An 18,801-nucleotide genomic window follows, 5' to 3' on the forward strand; every position below is an offset into this window, starting at 1 on the left:
TTAGGAGATAATGATGGATATAGTTGTTGAAAATAGTAAAAAGTTAATACGGGATCTGTATTTGTTATTAAAAGATAATAAGGATTTGAATCTGGAAGAACCTGCAGATCAGGAAGAAGAACAGAAAATCAGACGTAAAAAGTATTCACTTTACAAGGAGATGAATAAAAGCGTTAAAGATTTTTTAGTGAATTTGGTAAATTTTGAGGACAAAAAAGATGAAGAAAAACAGGAGGAAAAAATGGAATATAATCAGAATGTTTCAGTGAAGCAGACGATGTTACTAGAAAATGTCAATGATAATCTGGAAAAGAATATCGAGGCTTGTAAGGTGATCAATCAAAATATAAAAGAGTTGATCGAGTCGCTTCCAGACTGTGAGATCGAAAAATCCATTCAATCACTCAATGATACATTCGGCATTGTTAAAGAGAATATGAAGGAGAATAAAATGGATTTTAAAGAGGTTTTGACAGATCTTAAGAATCAGAATAAGGAAATGGAAGCTGTTTCAAACCGGATCAGAGAAGAGGCGGCGGATACAATCCGTAGAGAAGGCTGGAAACAGACACTAGTGTATGGCGGCTCAATAATATCATTGATCAACTTGATTTTACTTTTAATCGTGCTCTTTTTACGATGAGAGAGGTGGAAAATGATTCTATATATTTGTGGAAATAAAAAAAACGCCCATGATATGGACTTCCTAAATGATTTTGATAAAGTAGACTGTAAAACTACATCTGAGTTTTCAGTGCGACGCTTTTTAGATGAAGCAAATACATATGTGAACCTTGAATATTTAATTTTGGATATCATGGTCGTTCATGACACACAGGAGGAATTAATCAACAGCTTAATTAATCTGCATTCATTTTGTGGCACCACGCCGGTTGTTTATCTGCCGAGCGCAAATGATAAAGACCTATCGGGTACCCTGGCAGAGATAAAGAAGCACGGTATTGATGTATTTAGTAAAAAAGACTATAAAGGAAAACTCACCAAAATTATAAATTCACACTATATGAAAACAGCAAAGCCCGCTCATGAGAACGCGGATGCGAAGCCGATCCGCACAGTGTCACAGGAAAATAATAAGGAAAGCTTATTAACACGAGAAGATCAGATGATTATTGATAAACTTAGAAAGACAATATTACATGAGGTTCAAAATGAACGATAAAAAAGCAATAATACTGTACAGCATCCTTGGCTTAATCGTCATATTTTCTACGCTTGTAACGAGTGCTTTGTTAATGAACAAGGACTCTGATCATTCTGAAGACACGAGTAAGGCAGCAATTACGACTGAAGTTCAGGGAAATGTCACCTTTACTTTTATGAATAACGGCGAAGGCATGGCGTCCGTGATCGAGACTTCAAAGGGAGGAATTGCGGTTATTGACACTGGGACTGGAGAGAATCCTTTTTTGCAGGACTACATACAAGGGAGGAAAGTCGATATTCTTTTACTAACCAGTCTGGACGTTGGCCATATTGGCGGATTGACATCCTTGCTGGACACTTGCCCGGTCGAAAAATGCTTCTTTCCCGGTAGCAGTGGTCTTGCCGCATATGATGATGTTTCAGCGTTAATTTCAGCGCATGAGATTTCGATCTCAAATGATGAGCAATATGAAATGGATGATGTGGTCATAAAACCCATTGATTTTACAGAAAATAACATTGCATATATGGTTGTTCACGGAAGTGACCGCTTAATTTACCAGGGGGATCAAACGCCTGAGAATGCAACGAAAATGCTGCTCTCTGATGACTTGAAGTATTCAAGTATTACAGGGATCGTTGCAGCTAAGAATGGCGAAAATGCTTATTTTTGCAGCGATTTATTGCGAAAACATCCAAAGTTTGTCGTTGCTAATATTACAGAAAACAATGATGGAAATAATCAATTAACCACATATTGTAAAGAAAATAATACCGATCTTTATACCTTCGTGGCAAATCCGATGATACCACTTCATTTTTCATCATCAGGAAATGAAATGAGGTTAGTTGGATTTGAATAAGAATGGAGCAGACACACTAATTTCTTGACTATTCTATTCTAATCGATATAATAGGATCATAAAGTAATTGACAAGCTGAGAGCAAGTGGTTTCACAAAAGCAAACCACAGTTTGAATGGAGGCTAAAATATGGATGAACACATTCCCTACACTTACGAAGAAAAACATGAAAGCTATGATACCTGTGAAAAACAGCTTTATTGGGATGTTGCAATTGGGTTGAATCAAGTGGATGCCTTAAAACCATCACAATACTTAAAGAAACTCATTCCTAAAAATATTTATGGCGCAGCATCAAATAAGGAAGTCGAAGATTCTTTAAAAGCCTATTACCGTGAAAAGAGCATTGTCAATCATGACGAAATGGAATGTGATTTAGTTTCTGCGAGAATCGTTTCATTGCTGGAAACAGGCGGTTTTTCGTTTTCGCCCGCAGCCCTTAAGAGTATACACAGAATTTTATTTGATAGTATTTATGATTTCAATGGCATTTTTAGGGATACAAATATCTGGAAAAAAGAGCCAATCCTCGGTGGAGAATCCGTAACCTATGGAGATTTCCGTATGCTTGAGGATACCTTGGATTATGATTTTGCACAGGAAAAAAAGCAAAATTACGTATCAATGGACAACGAATCGGCCATCCGCCGTATTTCGGAATTTATAAATTCGATCTGGCAGGTGCACCCCTTCAGGGAGGGAAACACGCGGACTATCGCAGTTTTTTTAATACAATATTTAAACCATTTAGGTTTTTCTGTGAACAACGAGCCCTTCAAAGAAGGTTCCCTGTATTTTAGAAATGCCTTGGTGAGGGCAAACTATTATAATATGGATGAAGGGATTCAGCCAACAAGCGAGTACCTTGAAAAATTTCTCACAACGGTTCTTTCCGGCGATACGGTCAAAGATTTAGACAGTTGGGAAATGGCTGTAGACATCGGAGAAAACAAAGAAAAAGCCGAGTATGAAGCTGATCGTTGATCAAAATAATATTTTACAGAAATAAGCCATTAGAGTTATCTAGTGGCTTTTTTATATTGGAAAACGGAAGATGTTTTTGAGTAAAAATAATGAATGGAGAGTGCAATGGAAAATTTTAATCCTGCATTAATGACGACTAAACAGTTTATTGAATATCTTGGTATTAAAGAAAGAATGGGAAGACTTTGCATTTTTCCTCAACTGGTAATGGCTTAAAATTAGTTGGTTACAAATAAGGTAAAAGCTATGAATCGAAATAATGATAGACAAACTTGTGAAAATACTAAACTTCAAAACAACATGTTTAAAGATCTTGATGATGTTGTAAATGTTAAAGATATACAAAAAATGCTTCATAATGTAAGCAGACAATATGTATGTAAATTAATAAGAACTGGCAGGATTCCAGGTAAAAAAATTGGCAAGGGATACTTGGTTCCCAAAATATATGTTATTAAATATATCTTAGAAAACGAAGAAAATGCATAGACAAATAGACCATATTCATATAAAATTTTAGATATTAACAAGTATCTGTTTGTCCATGAGTTGGAGGTAATTTCATGGTAGCAGGACATTTAGAAGAAAAAAACGGATTGTATTATTGTGTTATTAGTTATTATGAGCGACCAGGTAAAAGGATCAGAAAGTGGATACCAACTGGTTTAAGAGTAAAGGGGAATAAGAAAAAGGCAGAAAAGAAGCTACTGGAAGTAAGAAGTAAATACATTATTCCAAATGCGGCGAATGATCTCAATACGGAGATGCTTTTTGGTGACTATTTAAGAAAGTGGCTGGAATACAGAAAATCGGCTATTGCGATTACAACTTACCACGCGTATAAAACTAGGATCGAAAGAAAAATTGCCCCGTATTTTGATGAGCGCAAGATGAAACTGGGGTCTTTAAAAGCTGCGCATGTGCAGGAGTTTTATATTCATTTAGAAAATGAAAAATTGAAACCTTGTACAATTAAGTGTTATCATGAATTAATGAATACCGCACTAAATTACGCAGTTCGTTCTGAGCTGATTTTGGCTAACCCGCTTCGTCTGGTATATAGACCTGCTGTTAGAAAAGCAATTGAACCACATAGCTGTTATAATGAGCTTGAACTTGAAAAATTATTCAAAGTAAGTGAAGGTACATTACTGGAGATACCGATATTATTAGGTGCATTTTATGGCCTGAGAAGATCAGAAATTATAGGGTTAAAATGGAGTGCAGTTGACTTTGAGAATAACTTAATTAATATTAACCATACGATTGTTCCGGTATATAGTGAGTCAAGTTATATCTACGTCAAGGAAAACAGGACAAAAACGATTAGCAGTAGAAGGACACTTCCTTTGATTGATCCTGTAAAGGGAAAGTTGATTAAGCTAAAAACGATCCAAATGAATAATCGATTGGTGTGTGGAAATGCTTATGAAGATACGGAAGGATATATATGCGTAAATGAAGTAGGAAAATTGTATACTCCAAACTGGCTTACGACCTCTTTTGGAAAACTTTTAAAAAAACATGGATTACGTCACATTCGGTTTCATGATCTCAGGCATAGTTGTGCAAGTATTCTTTTAAGAAAAGGTGTTCAAATGAAATACATACAGGAATGGCTTGGGCACAGCAATATCGCAACAACAGCAGATATTTATTCGCATTTGGAAGTATCCGATATGATCCCACTGGCATCAACGATTGAAAAAGCGATGCAGGTTCCGGATAATCCAGAAAGCAGTAACCTGTTATCATTTGTTTGATAAAAACAGGAAAAGATGTTAGAATATATGAAATAAATATTTGGGCAGAAATCTTGGGCAGAAAAAGATTGATATCGCTTGAAACTTTCAGTCAAGGCTAGTTGATTTTAAAATGTAGCAAAAGAAAAATAGAAAATAAAATATCAAAAAACCCTAAAAAAATCAAGCTTTTTTAAATATGATTGCATCTGCAACATACATTTTCGTTGCAGATGGGTATACTTGATAACAAGTCAAAGAAATAAGTTATCAAGGAGGAATACAAATGTCCATGTTTTGTTTTCAATGCGAACAGACTGCTTTAGGAAAGGGCTGTACCAAGCACCAGGGAGTTTGCGGCAAGAAGGATCACACCGCGCATCTGCAGGATGAGCTGACAGGCGCTATGATCGGTCTGGCGCGGGTGATGGAAAAGGAAGAAGCACCCAATGATGAAGTCAGCAGGCTGGTGATGAAGGGGTTATTTACCACTGTGACCAATGTTAATTTTAACGATCCCACCATTAAAAAACAGGTGGAGGACCTGCACAATCTGCAAAAGGCCATTGGCGGTGAGATCTGTGATTTTGATATGCAGGAGCTTTGGAGCGCCAATGAAGATATCCGTTCCTTAAAATCGCTGATCCTGTTTGGTCTGCGCGGTATGGCAGCCTACGCCTATCACGCCGATGTACTGGGGTATCACAATGAGGATGTCAACGCTTTTTTCCTGACTGCGCTGCGCGCCATTGGCGGTGAAGAGGATATGGACATGCTGCTGGCGCTGGTCATGGATACTGGCAATGTCAATCTGCAGTGTATGGCCATGCTGGACAAAGCCAACACAGAAACCTACGGGACACCTGAGCCCACAGAGGTTTCCATGACCATTGAGAAGGGGCCGTTTATCATCATCACAGGCCATGACCTGCATGATCTTTATCTGCTTCTGGAACAGACAAAGGACAAGGGAATCAACATTTATACTCACGGTGAAATGCTGCCCACCCATGCATATCCCAAGCTCAAGGCTTACGCACACCTTAAGGGAAACTTTGGTACCGCATGGCAGAATCAGCAAAAGGAATTTGACGGTGTACCAGCGCCCATTCTCTACACGACCAACTGTCTGATGCCAGTCAAGGATTCCTACAGTGATCGTGTTTTCACCACCGAAGTGGTTTCTTATCCTGAAATGGTGCACATCGGACCAGATAAAGATTTTACACCTGTTATTGAAAAGGCACTGGAGCTTGGCGGTTATCCGGAAGATCACAAAATGACCGGCATCAACGGCGGCTCTGTATTGACAACGGGCTTTGCAAGGGGAACTGTGCTGTCTGTGGCCGATAAGGTTGTGGAGGCTGTAAAAAGTGGCAGCATCTCCCATTTCTTCCTGGTTGGCGGCTGTGACGGTGCGAAGCCAGGACGGAACTACTACACAGAGTTTGTTAAGCAGACACCGGATGATTCCATTGTCCTGACACTGGCCTGCGGCAAATACCGGTTCAACGATTTAGATCTTGGAACCATCGCTGGCCTGCCAAGAATCATGGATGTTGGACAGTGCAATGACGCTTACTCGGCCATCCAGATCGCTCTAGCCCTGGCAGATGCCTTTGACTGCACCGTCAACGAGCTTCCGCTTACACTGGTATTGTCCTGGTACGAACAGAAGGCTGTCTGTGTGCTGCTGACGCTGTTGTCCCTTGGCATCAAAAATATCTACCTTGGACCAACACTGCCGGCTTTTGTATCTCCGAATGTATTAAATGTGCTCGTTGAGCGTTTTGGCCTGACACCAATCTCCACGCCGGAAGAAGACCTGAAAAAAATTCTTGAAAAATAAGTGGCACGTCTAAAGCCCGGATATTCATCCGGGTTTCAGGCGGTCAAAGAAGTGGCGCAGGCCAAGACTGCGCCTTTTATCCAGATAAGAAAAAGGTTCAGGCGCTGCGGTAAACGGCGGGGAATCATGCCTCTTTACCGGAAATGCCGGACACAGGAGAGATCAAAAATCATTTTTATTGAAGAAGATACAAATGTTAAGGCAGTGCCCGCAGAACACTTTTTTCTTCCTTAGGTAAAAGACTCCGTCTCTTGAGGTTTTTTTGACACACTGAAGCCCGGATATTTATCCGGGTTTTCCTTTGTGGGCTGGCAATGTCATGACATATGGACATTTTGTAAAAAATGCGCTATACTAGATGGTAATGACATAGGAAAGGCGATTATAATATGGGATTATTTGATCATCAACTCGATAAAAATATACCGGTGCCGCTCTATTACCAGCTCAAAACATTGCTGGAGGAGTATATTGAAAAGGAACATACCAGCTATGAAGAACCCATTCCAACAGAAATGGAGATCAGTGAGGCTTTTGGAATCAGCCGTCCAACGGTACGTCAGGCGATCAACTCGCTGGTGGTGGAGGGAAGGCTCTACCGCAAAAAGAGCAAGGGCACTTTTGTGACCCGGCCTAAGATTCACCAGAATTTTCTGGAGTCGATCCAGAGCTTTAATGAGGAAATGGAGGAAAAGGGCCTGACGCCTAAAACTGAAGTGCTCGGCCTGGAAGTAGTGGCCTGTGACGAAGAGGTGGGGCGCGCTCTGCAGCTGGAGGTGGGGACAGAGGTCGTGCGGCTTGAGCGCCTGCGCTACGCCAACGATGAGCCCATCGTCCATGTGGTCAGCCATCTGCCGCACAGCCTGTGCAGTGAAATGCTGGAAAAAGACTTTACCAGGGTTTCCATGTATCATGTGATGGAGACAGAGCTGGGGTTGACCATTGATTATGCCACCAGGAGGCTTGAAGCCATACTGGCTGACAGCACTACAGCTAAAACCTTGAGCATCAGCAAGGGCTCCGCGATCCAGTATATTCAGACCATCGCCTACCTGACTGACGAGACGCCGGTAGAGTACTCCAAAGCCCATTACCGCGGGGACAGGAGCCATTTTACGTTTAGATTAAAACGCAAGTAACCTTAAAAAGACCAGCATCCGCTGGTTTTTTCTTTTTTGCTCTTGACACTTATACAATAGGATGTTATTATGTAAATACATAAGAACAATAAATGAAGTGAGGATTTACATGAAAACACTAACTGTTAAAGAACTGGCAGGCTATTTTGATCATACACTCTTAAAGGCCTTTGTCACTAATGAGGATTTTAAGAAGCTGTGTGATGATGCCGATAAGTACGGCTTTAAGATGGTTGCCATCAACTCGGCTCCGGTAGCGCTGTGTAAGGAGTACCTGAAGGATTCACCTGTGCATGTGGGCGCAGCCATCAGCTTCCCCCTCGGACAGACAACCATTGAAACCAAGGTTTTTGAGACTAAAAATGCCATTGAAAACGGCGCGGACGAAATTGATTATGTCATCAATATCGTGGAGCTGAAAAACAAGAATTATGATTATATAAAACGTGAAATGGAAGCCATTGTGGCAGTCTGCCGTGAAAACGGCGTGCTGTCAAAGGTTATTTTTGAAAACTGCTATCTGACAAAGGATGAAATTGCAAAGGTAGCCGAGATCGCCAGAGAAGTGAAGCCGGATTTTATCAAGACTTCAACAGGCTTTGGTACAGGCGGAGCGACTGTGGAGGATGTAAAGCTCATGAAATCCATTGTCGGCGACGACGTGAAGGTCAAAGCCGCTGGCGGCATCCGCGATCTTGAAACCTGCCTGGCCATGATCGAAGCCGGCGCAGAACGGATCGGCAGCAGCAGCAGTATTGAAATTACAGAAGCTTACGCAAAAACATTATAACAATCATTTTTGAGGAGAGGTTAAAATGAAAAAATATTTACTGGCACACGATTTGGGAACATCTGGAAACAAGGCGACGCTGTACAGCACAGAAGGGGAACTGGTCAAAAGCTGTGTTCACAGCTATGACATGCTTGTCAGCAATAACAACTGGGTTGAACAGCGTCCGGAGGATTTTTGGAACGCTGTCTGCATCTCCACAAAAGAGCTGGTACAGGACATCGACGTGAATGACATTGCCGCCATATCCTTCAGCGGCCAGATGATGGGGTGCATCTGTGTGGATAAAGAGGGCAGGGCGCTTAGAAACGCTTTGATCTGGGCAGACATGCGCGCTACTAGAGAAGAAGAAATGATCCGTGAGCGCATCAGCGAGGAAGATTTTTATCATCTCACAGGCCATAAGATCAGCCCGTCCTACGGCGGACAGAAGCTAATGTGGGTTAAAAATAACGAGCCTGAAATTTATGAAAATACCTATAAAATGCTCAACTGCAAGGATTATATCATCCTGAAGCTTACCGGTGAATTCGTCACGGAGTATACCGACGCTTCTTCCACCAACCTGTTGGATTTAAACAAGCTGGAATGGTCTGACCGCCTTCTGGAAGTCATGGGGATTGACCGTGAAAAAATGCCGGCACTATTAAAATCCACAGACGTTGCGGGGACCGTCACAGACGAAGCGGCAAAGGCCTGCGGACTGGTTTCAGGAATTCCTGTTGTCTGCGGCGGTGGCGACGGTGTCTGCGCGGCCGTTGGCACGGGCTGTACCAAGGAAGGCATTGCCCACAGCTGTATGGGTACATCCTCATGGATTTCCATCACAACAGAAAAACCAATCTACGATGAAGAAATGCGCACCTTTACCTGGGCGCACATTGTGCCAGGCTATGTACTGCCAACAGGAACCATGCAGTGCGGAGGCGGCTCCTACAGCTGGTTTACAAAGGAGCTGTGTAAGTACGAAAGCCTGCTGGGCGAACAGCAGGGGGTCAGCAAATATGACCTTCTGGAACAGGAAATTGGCGATTCTAAGCCAGGAGCCAATGGACTGCTGTTCTTACCTTACTTGATCGGCGAGAGAAGCCCGCGCTGGAATCCAAAGGCAAAGGGCGCCTTTATCGGTCTTAAAATGGAAACCGAAAAGAAGGATATGGTGCGCGCGGTGCAGGAAGGCGTTGCCTTTAACCTGGGCGTGGTCATGGATGTTTTCAAGGGTAAGGGCGTTGCGATTGACGACATGATCGTCATTGGCGGCGGTGCACAGAGCGATGCATGGCTCCAGATTTTAGCGGATGTTTACAACATCAATATCCAGAAACCAAACTACCTGGAAGAGGCGACCTCCATGGGTGCAGCCATTACGGCAGGTGTGGGCGTCGGCGTCTTTGAAAACTTTGACGTCATTGATAAATTCCTGAAAATTGAAGAGACAAAGACACCAAATACAGATAATCAACCGGTTTACAGTGCCATGAAACCAATTTTCGACGAAGCTTATTTTGCGCTGACCGGGGTATTTGACAAGCTTTCTGAATTCACGAAATAAATAAAGAGAAATATAAAGCAGCACACAGGCAAAGCCGTGCTGCTTTTTTGTGTGCAGAGACATGATACCGCTTGCATTTGAGATGAATTCGCGGTAAACTGGTAGAGTATTATGAGGATTGGAGTAAAGAAAATGGCAGTAGATAAGGTAAAGGCATATTTTAAACAGTACGGTATGGAGGAACAGGTTAAGGAGCTGACCGCTTCAACTGCGACCGTTGAGCTGGCCGCAGAGGCTGTAGGTGTGATCCCTGCCCGCATCGCAAAAACACTGTCCTTTAAACGGTATGACGAGTGCGTTCTCGTCGTGGCGGCAGGCGACACAAAGATTGATAATCGAAAATTCAAGGAAGCGTTTGGCGTAAAAGCAAAAATGCTGTCGCCGGATGAGGTTTTGGAATTTACAGGCCACGCAGTTGGCGGTGTATGCCCCTTTGGCATTGAAAACCCGGATGTGGAGGTCTATCTGGACGACTCCCTCAAGCGCTTCGATACAGTATTTCCGGCCGCTGGCAGCAGCAATTCCATGATCGAGCTTTCCTGTGACGACCTGTTTCAGTATTCCGGCGCACTGAGCTGGGTGGATGTGTGCAGGCTTAAGGAGTGAGCATGAAAGAAAATAAATACGATGATGATGTGTTTTTTAAAAAATACAGCGAAATGAACCGCTCCCGTCAGGGCTTGGCAGGCGCAGGGGAATGGTCTGAGCTGCAAAAGCTTTTGCCGGATTTTAAGGATAAGCGCGTGCTGGACTTAGGCTGTGGCTATGGCTGGCACTGTCTGTATGCCGCAGAGCACGGCGCAGCCAGCGTGATGGGCGTGGACATTTCTGAGAAGATGCTGAATACAGCTAGGGAAAAGAACAGCCACGAGCGAATCTGCTACAGACAGTGTGCTATGGAGGATCTGGATTTTGCAGAAAACTCCTTTGATGTGGTGCTCAGCTCGCTGGCGTTTCATTATATACAGGATTTTTCTGCGCTGGCGGAGAAAATAAGCCGTTTTACGGCCCCGGGCGGCGATTTTATCTTTTCGGTGGAGCACCCGGTGTTTACCGCTTACGGCACACAGGACTGGTATTATGATGACGCGGGTGAAATTTTACATTTTCCGGTAGACAATTATTATTATGAAGGTAAGAGGAAGGCTGTTTTTCTGGGGGAAGAGGTGACCAAATACCATCGGACACTCACCACCTATCTTGATACATTGCTGCGAAATGGCTTTGAGCTGCAGCACATTGTCGAACCCCAGCCTCCGGCGGAAATGCTTGATTTACCGGGTATGAAGGATGAAATGCGGCGCCCTATGATGCTGTTGGTGTCCGCAAAAAGAAATAAGCTGCCAATGTGCTGAACCTTCTGCCAACCGTTCTTTATATCGGCCCGGAAGGAAGCCGTTCTTTACATTGATTTGGGCAAATGCCCAAAAAGTAGTTAACAAAACCTGAAAGATATGTTATAATAAGGCTCAAATGAGTTTAACCATTGCCGTCAGGAAGCTCTTTCTGACGGCGATGTCATTTTATAAGATTTTGTTTGAAGGAGTGAATGAAATGGTTGATGAAGAAAACTGCACCCATGACTGCAGCACCTGCGGATCAGACTGTGCTGACCGCGAAGGCGGGGCACCGGACTTTTCAGTCAAGGCGCATCCCTGGAGTCAGGTTAAAAAAGTAATCGGCGTTGTCAGCGGTAAGGGGGGCGTTGGTAAATCCCTCGTAACCTCCACAATGGCGGTACTGCTCAGACGCAGAGGCCTGTCCACCGGTATTCTGGACGCCGATATCACAGGCCCGTCCATTCCCAAGGCTTTTGGAATTACCCAGAAGGCCCAGGGGAGCGACAAGGGTATTTATCCGGTTAAGACAAAAACCGGCATTGATTTAATGTCTATGAACCTGCTTTTGGAAAACGACACCGATCCTGTTGTTTGGAGAGGCCCGGTAATCGCCGGCGCGGTAAAGCAGTTCTGGAGTGATGTTATCTGGGAATACGAAGATTATCTGTTTGTGGATATGCCGCCAGGAACAGGCGATGTGCCGCTCACGGTATTTCAGTCACTGCCCATCAATGGAATCATCATTGTGACATCTCCGCAGGAGCTGGTATCCATGATCGTTGAAAAGGCTGTAAACATGGCAAACATGATGGACATTCCTATTTTAGGCGTTGTTGAAAACATGAGCTATGTGGAATGCCCGGACTGTGGTAAAAAGATTGCTGTTTTTGGCGATAGCCATATTGACGAAGTCGCAGCGGAAAAGGGCCTGAAGGTTCTGGCCAAGCTGCCAATCGACCCGGAAACCGCCTCACTGGTGGATGCCGGAAAAATCGAAGACTTTAAGGGAAACTGGCTGGACAGCGCCGCAGACGTTGTCGCAGCTTTATAAAAACATCTGAGCAACGGGGCCTGAGGGTCTCGTTGTTTTTCTCTATCCTGAAAAATGCGGAGGGCATATGAAAAAAACACTTGAAAGCGCCTTTGTCACCACCCTTCCTGTCCTGTTTGGCTATCTGTTTACCGGCATTGCCTTTGGTCTGCTTTTAAGTAAGGCCGGCTACGGCGTGCTGTGGGCAGCGCTCATCAGCACGGTGGTATACGCGGGCTCCATGCAGTTTGTACTGGTAACCTTTTTTGACGGCGGTCTGAGCCTGTTCACCATGGCCATGATGACTTTTGCCATCAATATCCGCCATTCCTTTTACGGGCTGTCCTTTATTCAGAAGTTTAAGGAAATGGGGAAAAAACGCCTGTACATGATCTTTTCACTGACCGACGAAACCTATTCGCTGCTTTGTTCGGCAAAGACACCGGAGGGGGTGGATGAAAAGCGGTATTACATGGCCATCGCTCTGATGGACCAGATTTACTGGATTATCGGCAGTGTGCTGGGCTCGGTGGCTGGCGCGCTCATCACCTTTGACACCACAGGGATCGACTTTGCCATGACCGCCCTGTTCATTGTTATTTTTGTTGAGCAGTGGCTGGAGGCGAGAAACCATCTCCCGGCCCTGGTCGGCCTGGCAGCTGGGATTATCTGCCTTTTGATCTTTGGCCCCGGCAATTTTATTCTGCCTTCTCTTTTGAGCTCAGTGCTTTTGCTGATGCTGCTCAAGGCGCGGCTGGATGTAACAGAGGAAGCCGATAAGGCAGATAAAGAACAGGAGGATGTGCAATGATTGGAACCTCACAGGCTTTTTTGATCATGGCGGTGGTGGCAGTCTGCACCTTTATCACCAGAGTGCTGCCCTTTGCGCTTTTTGGGCGTAAGGACCCGCCGGAGTGGGTGCTGTACCTTGGCAGGATTCTGCCGCCGGCAGTCATTGCGATTCTGGTGGTATACTGTTACCGCAACGTCACCCTGAACGTGTGGCCCTTCGGACTGCCCGAGTTTATTGCCATGGCAGCCGTGGTGGCGCTGCATGTCTGGAAGCGGAATAATCTTATCAGCATTGGTGTGGGAACCGTTTTGTATATGGTTTTAATTCAGGCTGTTTTTGTATAATAAGGAAAACAGCGATAAGGGGTAGAATAAATGAGAAAATTTGTCGAATTTAACGATGTATATAAACGCTATAAAATGGGCGAGGTGACCATCAACGCTGCCAATGGCATTTCCTTTGGCATCGAGGAGGGGGAGTTCGCTATTGTGGTTGGCCCCAGCGGCGCCGGAAAGACAACCGTGCTCAACATATTGGGCGGTATGTCCGGGTGTGACGAGGGCCAGGTGTTTGTGGGCGATAAGGAGGTCTCATCGCTGAGCGCCAGAGAGCTGGCAACCTACAGGCGCTATGATACCGGCTTTGTCTTTCAGTTTTATAACCTAATCCAGAATCTGACGGCTGTGGAAAATGTTGAGCTGGCAACCCAGATCTGCAAGGACCCAATGGACGCGCGGGAAACGCTGGCGAGTGTTGGGCTTGAGGACCGTATGGATAATTTTCCATCTCAGCTGTCCGGCGGGGAACAGCAGCGTGTGGCCATTGCGAGGGCGCTGGCAAAGCGGCCAAAGCTGCTGCTCTGTGATGAACCCACCGGAGCCCTGGATTACAACACTGGTAAAAATATTCTGAAGCTTTTGCAGGATACCTGCCGGCGGGAAAAAATGACCGTTGCCCTTATTACACATAATCAGGCCATCACCCCCATGGCAGACCGGGTTATTAAGATGAAAAACGGCAAGGTTGAGGACATGTACCTGAATGCTGAGCCTATGCCGGTGGAACGGATCGAATGGTAAAAAACAAGGTACGTCGAAACGACGTACCTTGTTTTTTTAGTCTTCCTCTGTATTCTTAATGTCGATGGCTTTTTGCACCTCGGTCACAAAATCCTCAATAAAGCTCATATGGGTGAGCATGGCGCGGGCGGCGGCATCAGGGTCGTGCTTACGGATACTGGCGACGATGTCGCGGTGCTGTTTGTTGATGGCCGAGGCGCTCACTTCCTCCATGAGGATAAGGGTGCGCATGTCCTTGATCAGCTCTTCGATCAGGGTAGAGGCTGAGTTTAAGACATCTTTGATGAGCTTGTTGCGGGAGTACAGTGCAATGGAGTCATGGAGCTTTTTATCCAGCTCAGCGCTTTTAGCTTCGTTTGGCTCACTCTCGATGGCAGCGCAGATTTCCTCCAGGCGCAGGATATCCTCCTTGGTGGCGTGGAGGGCAGCCAGCTTGGCAGCCTCGGTTTCCAGAGAGCGCCTGAGCTCGTGGATTTCTGTGACCTTTCCGTCGTTCAGCCAGAACATAATGGATAAGGGCTGGGTGAGGGTGTTGTCAAAATCCTCAGTGATAAAGTTGCCCTCGCCCTGGCGGCAGTGTACCAGGCCGATCATTTCCAGAGCGCGGATGGCCTCCCGCACAGTTGCGCGGGAAACACCCAGTTGTTCGGACAGCTGGCGTTCGGAGGGGAGGCGGTCGCCACTTTTTAACTGCTTTGTGACGATGTTATTTTTTATCTGCTCTAAAATCTGCAAATATATTTTTTTCTGTGGTATCTCAGTATACATCATTCATTCTCCTAAGTTTATCAATTTATTCTATCATAGGAGCAATTATTTTACAAATATTAAAAGAAAATAAAAATGCCTGAAAACGGCTAAATCATGGGGATTTTTGTGATTTTATTTCGTAAAAACAAAAGATTGTTAAAAAATAAACATGAAAACGAGTAAAAAAGTCTTGACATTCCTTTACAAAGATCCTATAATGAAATCAACTTAAGTGGTCAGACCACTTACCATTAAAAGTTTAAAAAGGAGTAATTAAGGAGTCATTATGAAAACTTTAGTGTGTATCAAACAGGTGCCGGGCACTTCCAATGTCGAAGTCGATCCGGAAACAGGTGTATTAATCCGTGATGGTATTGAATCAAAAATGAATCCCTATGATTTGTACGCTTTGGAAACAGCGCTGCGTCTGCGTGAAGACCTTGGGGGGACAATCACCACATTGTCCATGGGACCCATGCAGACAAAAGAAGTGATTTATGAATCCTTCTACATGGGCGCCGATGATGGCTGCCTCTTGTCAGACCGTAAATTCGGCGGCGCCGATGTGGTAGCCACCAGCTATACACTGGCCCAGGGAGCCAAGAAGCTGGGCGATTTTGACCTGATCATCTGCGGTAAGCAGACAACGGATGGCGACACTGCACAGGTTGGCCCGGAAATGGCTGAGTTCCTGAGCATCCCGCATGTTACCAACGTTGGTAAAATACTACAGGCCGATGAAAAGGGCCTGACGGTTCAGATGAACATGGAGGACACGGTTGAGATCCAGCATGTGCCGTATCCTTGCCTGATCACCGTTGACAAAGACATTTATACACCAAGACTGCCCTCCTACAAGCGCAAGCTTGATCTTGAAAAAACACAGGAAATCAAGGTTCTGACCCTTAAAGATATGTATGACACCGATGAAAAGAACTATGGCTTAAACGGCTCCGCCACCCAGGTTGAACGGATTTTCCCACCGGAAAGCAATGTGGAAAAAACAACCTATGAGGGTGCTGGAAAAGAAGTTGCCAAGGCGCTGTATGGCATTTTGGCTGAAAAGAAATACGTATAAAAGGGGAGAGATAAAATGGCTGGAATTAAAGTAATCAATGAAAACTGCGGACAGGAGATTTTCGATCAGTTTAATGAAATCTGTCCCTTCGGCGCCTTTACTTTTGAAAATAACAAGATGGAAGTAACCGCTGCCTGTAAAATGTGTAAGCTATGCCTGAAAAAAGGCCCTGAAGGCTATGTAGAGCTGGAAGAGGATGAAAAGGAAGAGATTGACAAAAGCAAATACCGCGGCGTTACCGTCTATGTAGATCATGTGGAAGGCAAGATTCATCCGGTAACCCTGGAGCTGATCGGAAAAGCCAAGGAGCTGGCTTCTGTCATCGACCATCCGGTATATGCCCTGTTCATCGGCCATAATATCGGTGAAAAGGCCAAAGAGCTGTTACACTACGGCGTGGACAAGGTTTTTGTGTACGACGACGCCCGGCTGGCCCATTTTTCCATCGAGCCGTACACCAATGCTTTTGAGGACTTCATCCGCAAGGAAAACCCATCCTCCATCCTGGTGGGCGCTACCAACGTTGGCCGTTCGCTGGCCCCACGTGTCGCGGCCCGCTTCCGCACGGGCTTAACCGCAGACTGTACCATCCTGGAAATGAAGGAAAATACCGATTTGGTCCAGATAAGACCTGCTTTCGGCGGGAATATCATGGCTCAGATCGTCACCGAAAACAACCGCCCGCAGTTCTGCACAGTGCGCTACAAGATTTTCTCAGCGCCAGAACGCTCTGAAGAGGCCAAGGGTGAGATTGTGAATATGGCATTAGAAGAAAAACGTTTTGCCTCAGCCATCGAGGTTCTTGAAATCATCAAGAAGGAAAAAGGCTTTGACATCTCCGAGGCCGATGTCATCGTCGCTGTTGGCCGTGGGGTCAAGAGTGAAAAAGACCTGCCGATGGTGCAGGAATTCGCGGACGCCATCGGCGCGAAAATGGCCTGTACCCGCCCGAACATTGAAAACGGCTGGTTTGACCCGCGCCTGCAGATCGGCCTGAGCGGCCGTACCGTTAAGCCTAAGCTGATTATCGCAGTGGGTGTGTCCGGCTCAGTCCAGTTCGCCGCTGGTATGCAGAACTCCGAATACATTGTGGCCATTAATAATGATAAGAACGCATCCATCTTTAATATTGCCCACTGTGGTATTGTCGGGGATTTGTACGAAGTCATCCCTGAGCTGATGGAAGAAATACGAAACAATAAAAATGTGAACGAAACCCTGGAAAGTGAGGCTGTATAACCATGGATTACAAAAAAGTTGATGAAAAGGACGTTGAATATTTAAGAACCCTGGTGGACGCGGACCGCATCCTGGTAGGGGATGAAATCTCTGAGGATTACAGCCATGACGAGCTGGGCACTGTCGCCAATTATCCGGAAGTGCTGATGCGCGTGCTCTCCACCGAGGAGGTTTCCGCCATCATGAAATATGCTTATGAACAGAATATTCCTGTGGTGGTCAGAGGCTCCGGCACTGGTCTGGTGGGCGCGTGCGTGCCGATCTATGGCGGCATCATGCTGGAAACCACACTGATGAACCATATCCTTGAGCTGGATACTGAAAACCTGACAGTGACCGTCGAACCCGGCGTTCTGCTCATGGAGCTTTCCAAATTTGTGGAAGAAAACGACCTGTTCTACCCACCGGACCCAGGTGAAAAATCAGCGACCATTGCGGGCAATATCTCCACCAACGCCGGCGGTATGCGCGCGGTAAAATACGGCGTCACCCGTGATTATGTCCGCGGGCTTACGGTGGTCATGCCAAATGGGGAAGTGCTGGAGCTTGGCGGCAAGATTGTTAAAAACAGCTCTGGCTACAGCTTGAAGGATCTGGTCATCGGCTCTGAGGGAACCCTGTGTGTGATTACCAGGGCTGTGCTCAAGCTGCTGCCCCTGCCTAAAAAAACCCTGAGCCTTCTAGTGCCCTTCGATACCTTTACAGAAGCGGCTGCCGTAGTGCCAAAGATCATCAAATCCAAGGCTATTCCAACAGCCATTGAGTTCATGGAACGCCAGACCATTCTCTTTGCCGAAGACTTCTTGGGCAAGAAATTCCCAGATACCAAGAGCAATGCCTACATCCTGCTTACTTTTGACGGCAACACCAAAGAACAGGTGGAAGCAGAGTACGAAGTGGTGGCAGACCTCTGTCTGAGTGAAGGGGCAAAGGATGTATATATTGTCGATACTGACGAGCGTAAGGACTCTGTCTGGAGCGCCCGCGGCGCTTTCCTAGAAGCCATCAAGGCATCTACCACTGAAATGGACGAATGTGACGTGGTGGTCCCGAGAAACCGTGTGGCAGAATTTATCAACTACACCCACGACCTTGAAAAGGAACTGAATATCCGAATCCCGAGCTTTGGCCATGCCGGCGACGGCAACCTGCACCTCTACATCTGCCGTGATGAGCTGGGCCAGAAGGAATGGGAAGAAATGCTGGATACTGCCATGGATAAGCTCTACGCTAAATCCCTTGAGTTTGACGGGCTTGTCTCGGGCGAGCACGGCATCGGCTATGCTAAACGAAAATACCTCTTTAACGATTATGGCGAATATGAAATGGGTCTGATGGACGGCATCAAGCATGCCTTTGACCCGAAGAATATTCTGAACCCTAAAAAAGTCTGCCAGATGTAAGGG

20 protein-coding genes are annotated in these 18,801 nt (G+C 45.4%); 19 read left to right on the forward strand and 1 reads right to left on the reverse strand.

Annotated elements, in window-relative coordinates; all coding sequences use genetic code 11:
- The first annotated feature begins 13 nt into the window (after positions 1-13).
- The 16 genes from BUC22_RS12280 (at position 14) to BUC22_RS12360 (ending at position 14,328) form a co-directional block, all read left to right on the forward strand.
- Positions 14-643 (forward strand): hypothetical protein, encoded by a 630-nt coding sequence (locus BUC22_RS12280; RefSeq protein ID WP_013380236.1) that lies wholly within the window; start codon positions 14-16, stop codon positions 641-643.
- Positions 644-655: 12 nt separating this feature from the next.
- A complete protein-coding gene (locus tag BUC22_RS12285; RefSeq protein ID WP_013380237.1) occupies positions 656-1,183 on the forward strand; it encodes a hypothetical protein in 528 nt (175 codons plus the stop codon).
- Positions 1,173-2,030, forward strand: coding sequence for an MBL fold metallo-hydrolase (locus BUC22_RS12290; RefSeq protein WP_013380238.1), 858 nt, complete (start codon positions 1,173-1,175; stop codon positions 2,028-2,030). The genes BUC22_RS12285 and BUC22_RS12290 overlap by 11 nt, the downstream gene beginning before the upstream one ends.
- A 129-nt stretch (positions 2,031-2,159) precedes the next feature.
- The gene (locus BUC22_RS12295) at positions 2,160-3,014 is read left to right on the forward strand and encodes a Fic/DOC family protein (protein WP_013380239.1); all 855 of its coding nucleotides are present in this window, start codon (positions 2,160-2,162) and stop codon (positions 3,012-3,014) included.
- 246 nt (positions 3,015-3,260) lie between these two features.
- Complete coding sequence (locus BUC22_RS12300) at positions 3,261-3,503, forward strand: helix-turn-helix domain-containing protein (RefSeq protein ID WP_013380241.1); 243 nt, start codon at positions 3,261-3,263, stop codon at positions 3,501-3,503.
- Between the two features lie 74 nt (positions 3,504-3,577).
- Positions 3,578-4,777 (forward strand): tyrosine-type recombinase/integrase, encoded by a 1,200-nt coding sequence (locus tag BUC22_RS12305; RefSeq protein ID WP_013380242.1) that lies wholly within the window; start codon positions 3,578-3,580, stop codon positions 4,775-4,777.
- A 265-nt stretch (positions 4,778-5,042) separates the two neighbouring features.
- The gene (gene hcp, locus BUC22_RS12310; protein WP_013380243.1) at positions 5,043-6,605 is read left to right on the forward strand and encodes a hydroxylamine reductase; all 1,563 of its coding nucleotides are present in this window, start codon (positions 5,043-5,045) and stop codon (positions 6,603-6,605) included.
- 389 nt (positions 6,606-6,994) lie between these two features.
- Positions 6,995-7,744: a GntR family transcriptional regulator gene (locus BUC22_RS12320; RefSeq protein ID WP_013380245.1), complete on the forward strand. Its 750-nt coding sequence runs from the start codon at positions 6,995-6,997 to the stop codon at positions 7,742-7,744.
- 109 nt (positions 7,745-7,853) lie between these two features.
- On the forward strand, positions 7,854-8,534 hold the full coding sequence (gene deoC, locus BUC22_RS12325; protein WP_013380246.1) for a deoxyribose-phosphate aldolase: 681 nt from the start codon (positions 7,854-7,856) through the stop codon (positions 8,532-8,534).
- A 25-nt stretch (positions 8,535-8,559) separates the two neighbouring features.
- On the forward strand, positions 8,560-10,086 hold the full coding sequence (xylB, locus tag BUC22_RS12330; protein WP_013380247.1) for a xylulokinase: 1,527 nt from the start codon (positions 8,560-8,562) through the stop codon (positions 10,084-10,086).
- A gap of 132 nt (positions 10,087-10,218) precedes the next feature.
- A complete protein-coding gene (locus BUC22_RS12335) occupies positions 10,219-10,692 on the forward strand; it encodes a YbaK/EbsC family protein (RefSeq protein WP_013380248.1) in 474 nt (157 codons plus the stop codon).
- Between the two features lie 2 nt (positions 10,693-10,694).
- The gene (locus BUC22_RS12340) at positions 10,695-11,441 is read left to right on the forward strand and encodes a class I SAM-dependent methyltransferase (RefSeq protein WP_013380249.1); all 747 of its coding nucleotides are present in this window, start codon (positions 10,695-10,697) and stop codon (positions 11,439-11,441) included.
- Between the two features lie 199 nt (positions 11,442-11,640).
- On the forward strand, positions 11,641-12,477 hold the full coding sequence (locus BUC22_RS12345) for an Mrp/NBP35 family ATP-binding protein (RefSeq protein WP_041690188.1): 837 nt from the start codon (positions 11,641-11,643) through the stop codon (positions 12,475-12,477).
- A gap of 67 nt (positions 12,478-12,544) precedes the next feature.
- Positions 12,545-13,267: an AzlC family ABC transporter permease gene (locus BUC22_RS12350; protein ID WP_013380251.1), complete on the forward strand. Its 723-nt coding sequence runs from the start codon at positions 12,545-12,547 to the stop codon at positions 13,265-13,267.
- Complete coding sequence (locus BUC22_RS12355) at positions 13,264-13,593, forward strand: branched-chain amino acid transporter permease (protein WP_073383027.1); 330 nt, start codon at positions 13,264-13,266, stop codon at positions 13,591-13,593. The genes BUC22_RS12350 and BUC22_RS12355 overlap by 4 nt, the downstream gene beginning before the upstream one ends.
- Before the next feature lie 30 nt (positions 13,594-13,623).
- On the forward strand, positions 13,624-14,328 hold the full coding sequence (locus BUC22_RS12360) for an ABC transporter ATP-binding protein (protein ID WP_013380253.1): 705 nt from the start codon (positions 13,624-13,626) through the stop codon (positions 14,326-14,328).
- A gap of 36 nt (positions 14,329-14,364) precedes the next feature.
- On the opposite strand, the gene BUC22_RS12365 is transcribed toward BUC22_RS12360, so the two are convergent.
- Positions 14,365-15,099, reverse strand: a complete 735-nt coding sequence (locus tag BUC22_RS12365; RefSeq protein ID WP_013380254.1) for a FadR/GntR family transcriptional regulator — start codon at positions 15,097-15,099, stop codon at positions 14,365-14,367.
- A gap of 265 nt (positions 15,100-15,364) precedes the next feature.
- Here BUC22_RS12365 and lctB point away from each other — a divergent pair, with 265 nt between their 5' ends.
- The 3 genes from lctB to lctD are packed head-to-tail and all read left to right on the forward strand — an operon-like array spanning position 15,365 to position 18,798.
- Positions 15,365-16,156 (forward strand): lactate dehydrogenase subunit LctB, encoded by a 792-nt coding sequence (gene lctB, locus BUC22_RS12370; protein ID WP_013380255.1) that lies wholly within the window; start codon positions 15,365-15,367, stop codon positions 16,154-16,156.
- 15 nt (positions 16,157-16,171) lie between these two features.
- Entirely contained in the window at positions 16,172-17,395 is a 1,224-nt protein-coding gene (gene lctC, locus BUC22_RS12375; protein ID WP_013380256.1) for a lactate dehydrogenase subunit LctC, read from the forward strand.
- Positions 17,396-17,397: 2 nt separating this feature from the next.
- Complete coding sequence (gene lctD, locus BUC22_RS12380; protein WP_013380257.1) at positions 17,398-18,798, forward strand: lactate dehydrogenase subunit LctD; 1,401 nt, start codon at positions 17,398-17,400, stop codon at positions 18,796-18,798.
- The last annotated feature ends 3 nt before the right edge of the window (positions 18,799-18,801 follow it).

Origin of the sequence: Eubacterium callanderi, assembly GCF_900142645.1 — a bacterium.
GTDB classification, from domain to species: Bacteria; Bacillota; Clostridia; order Eubacteriales; family Eubacteriaceae; genus Eubacterium; species Eubacterium callanderi.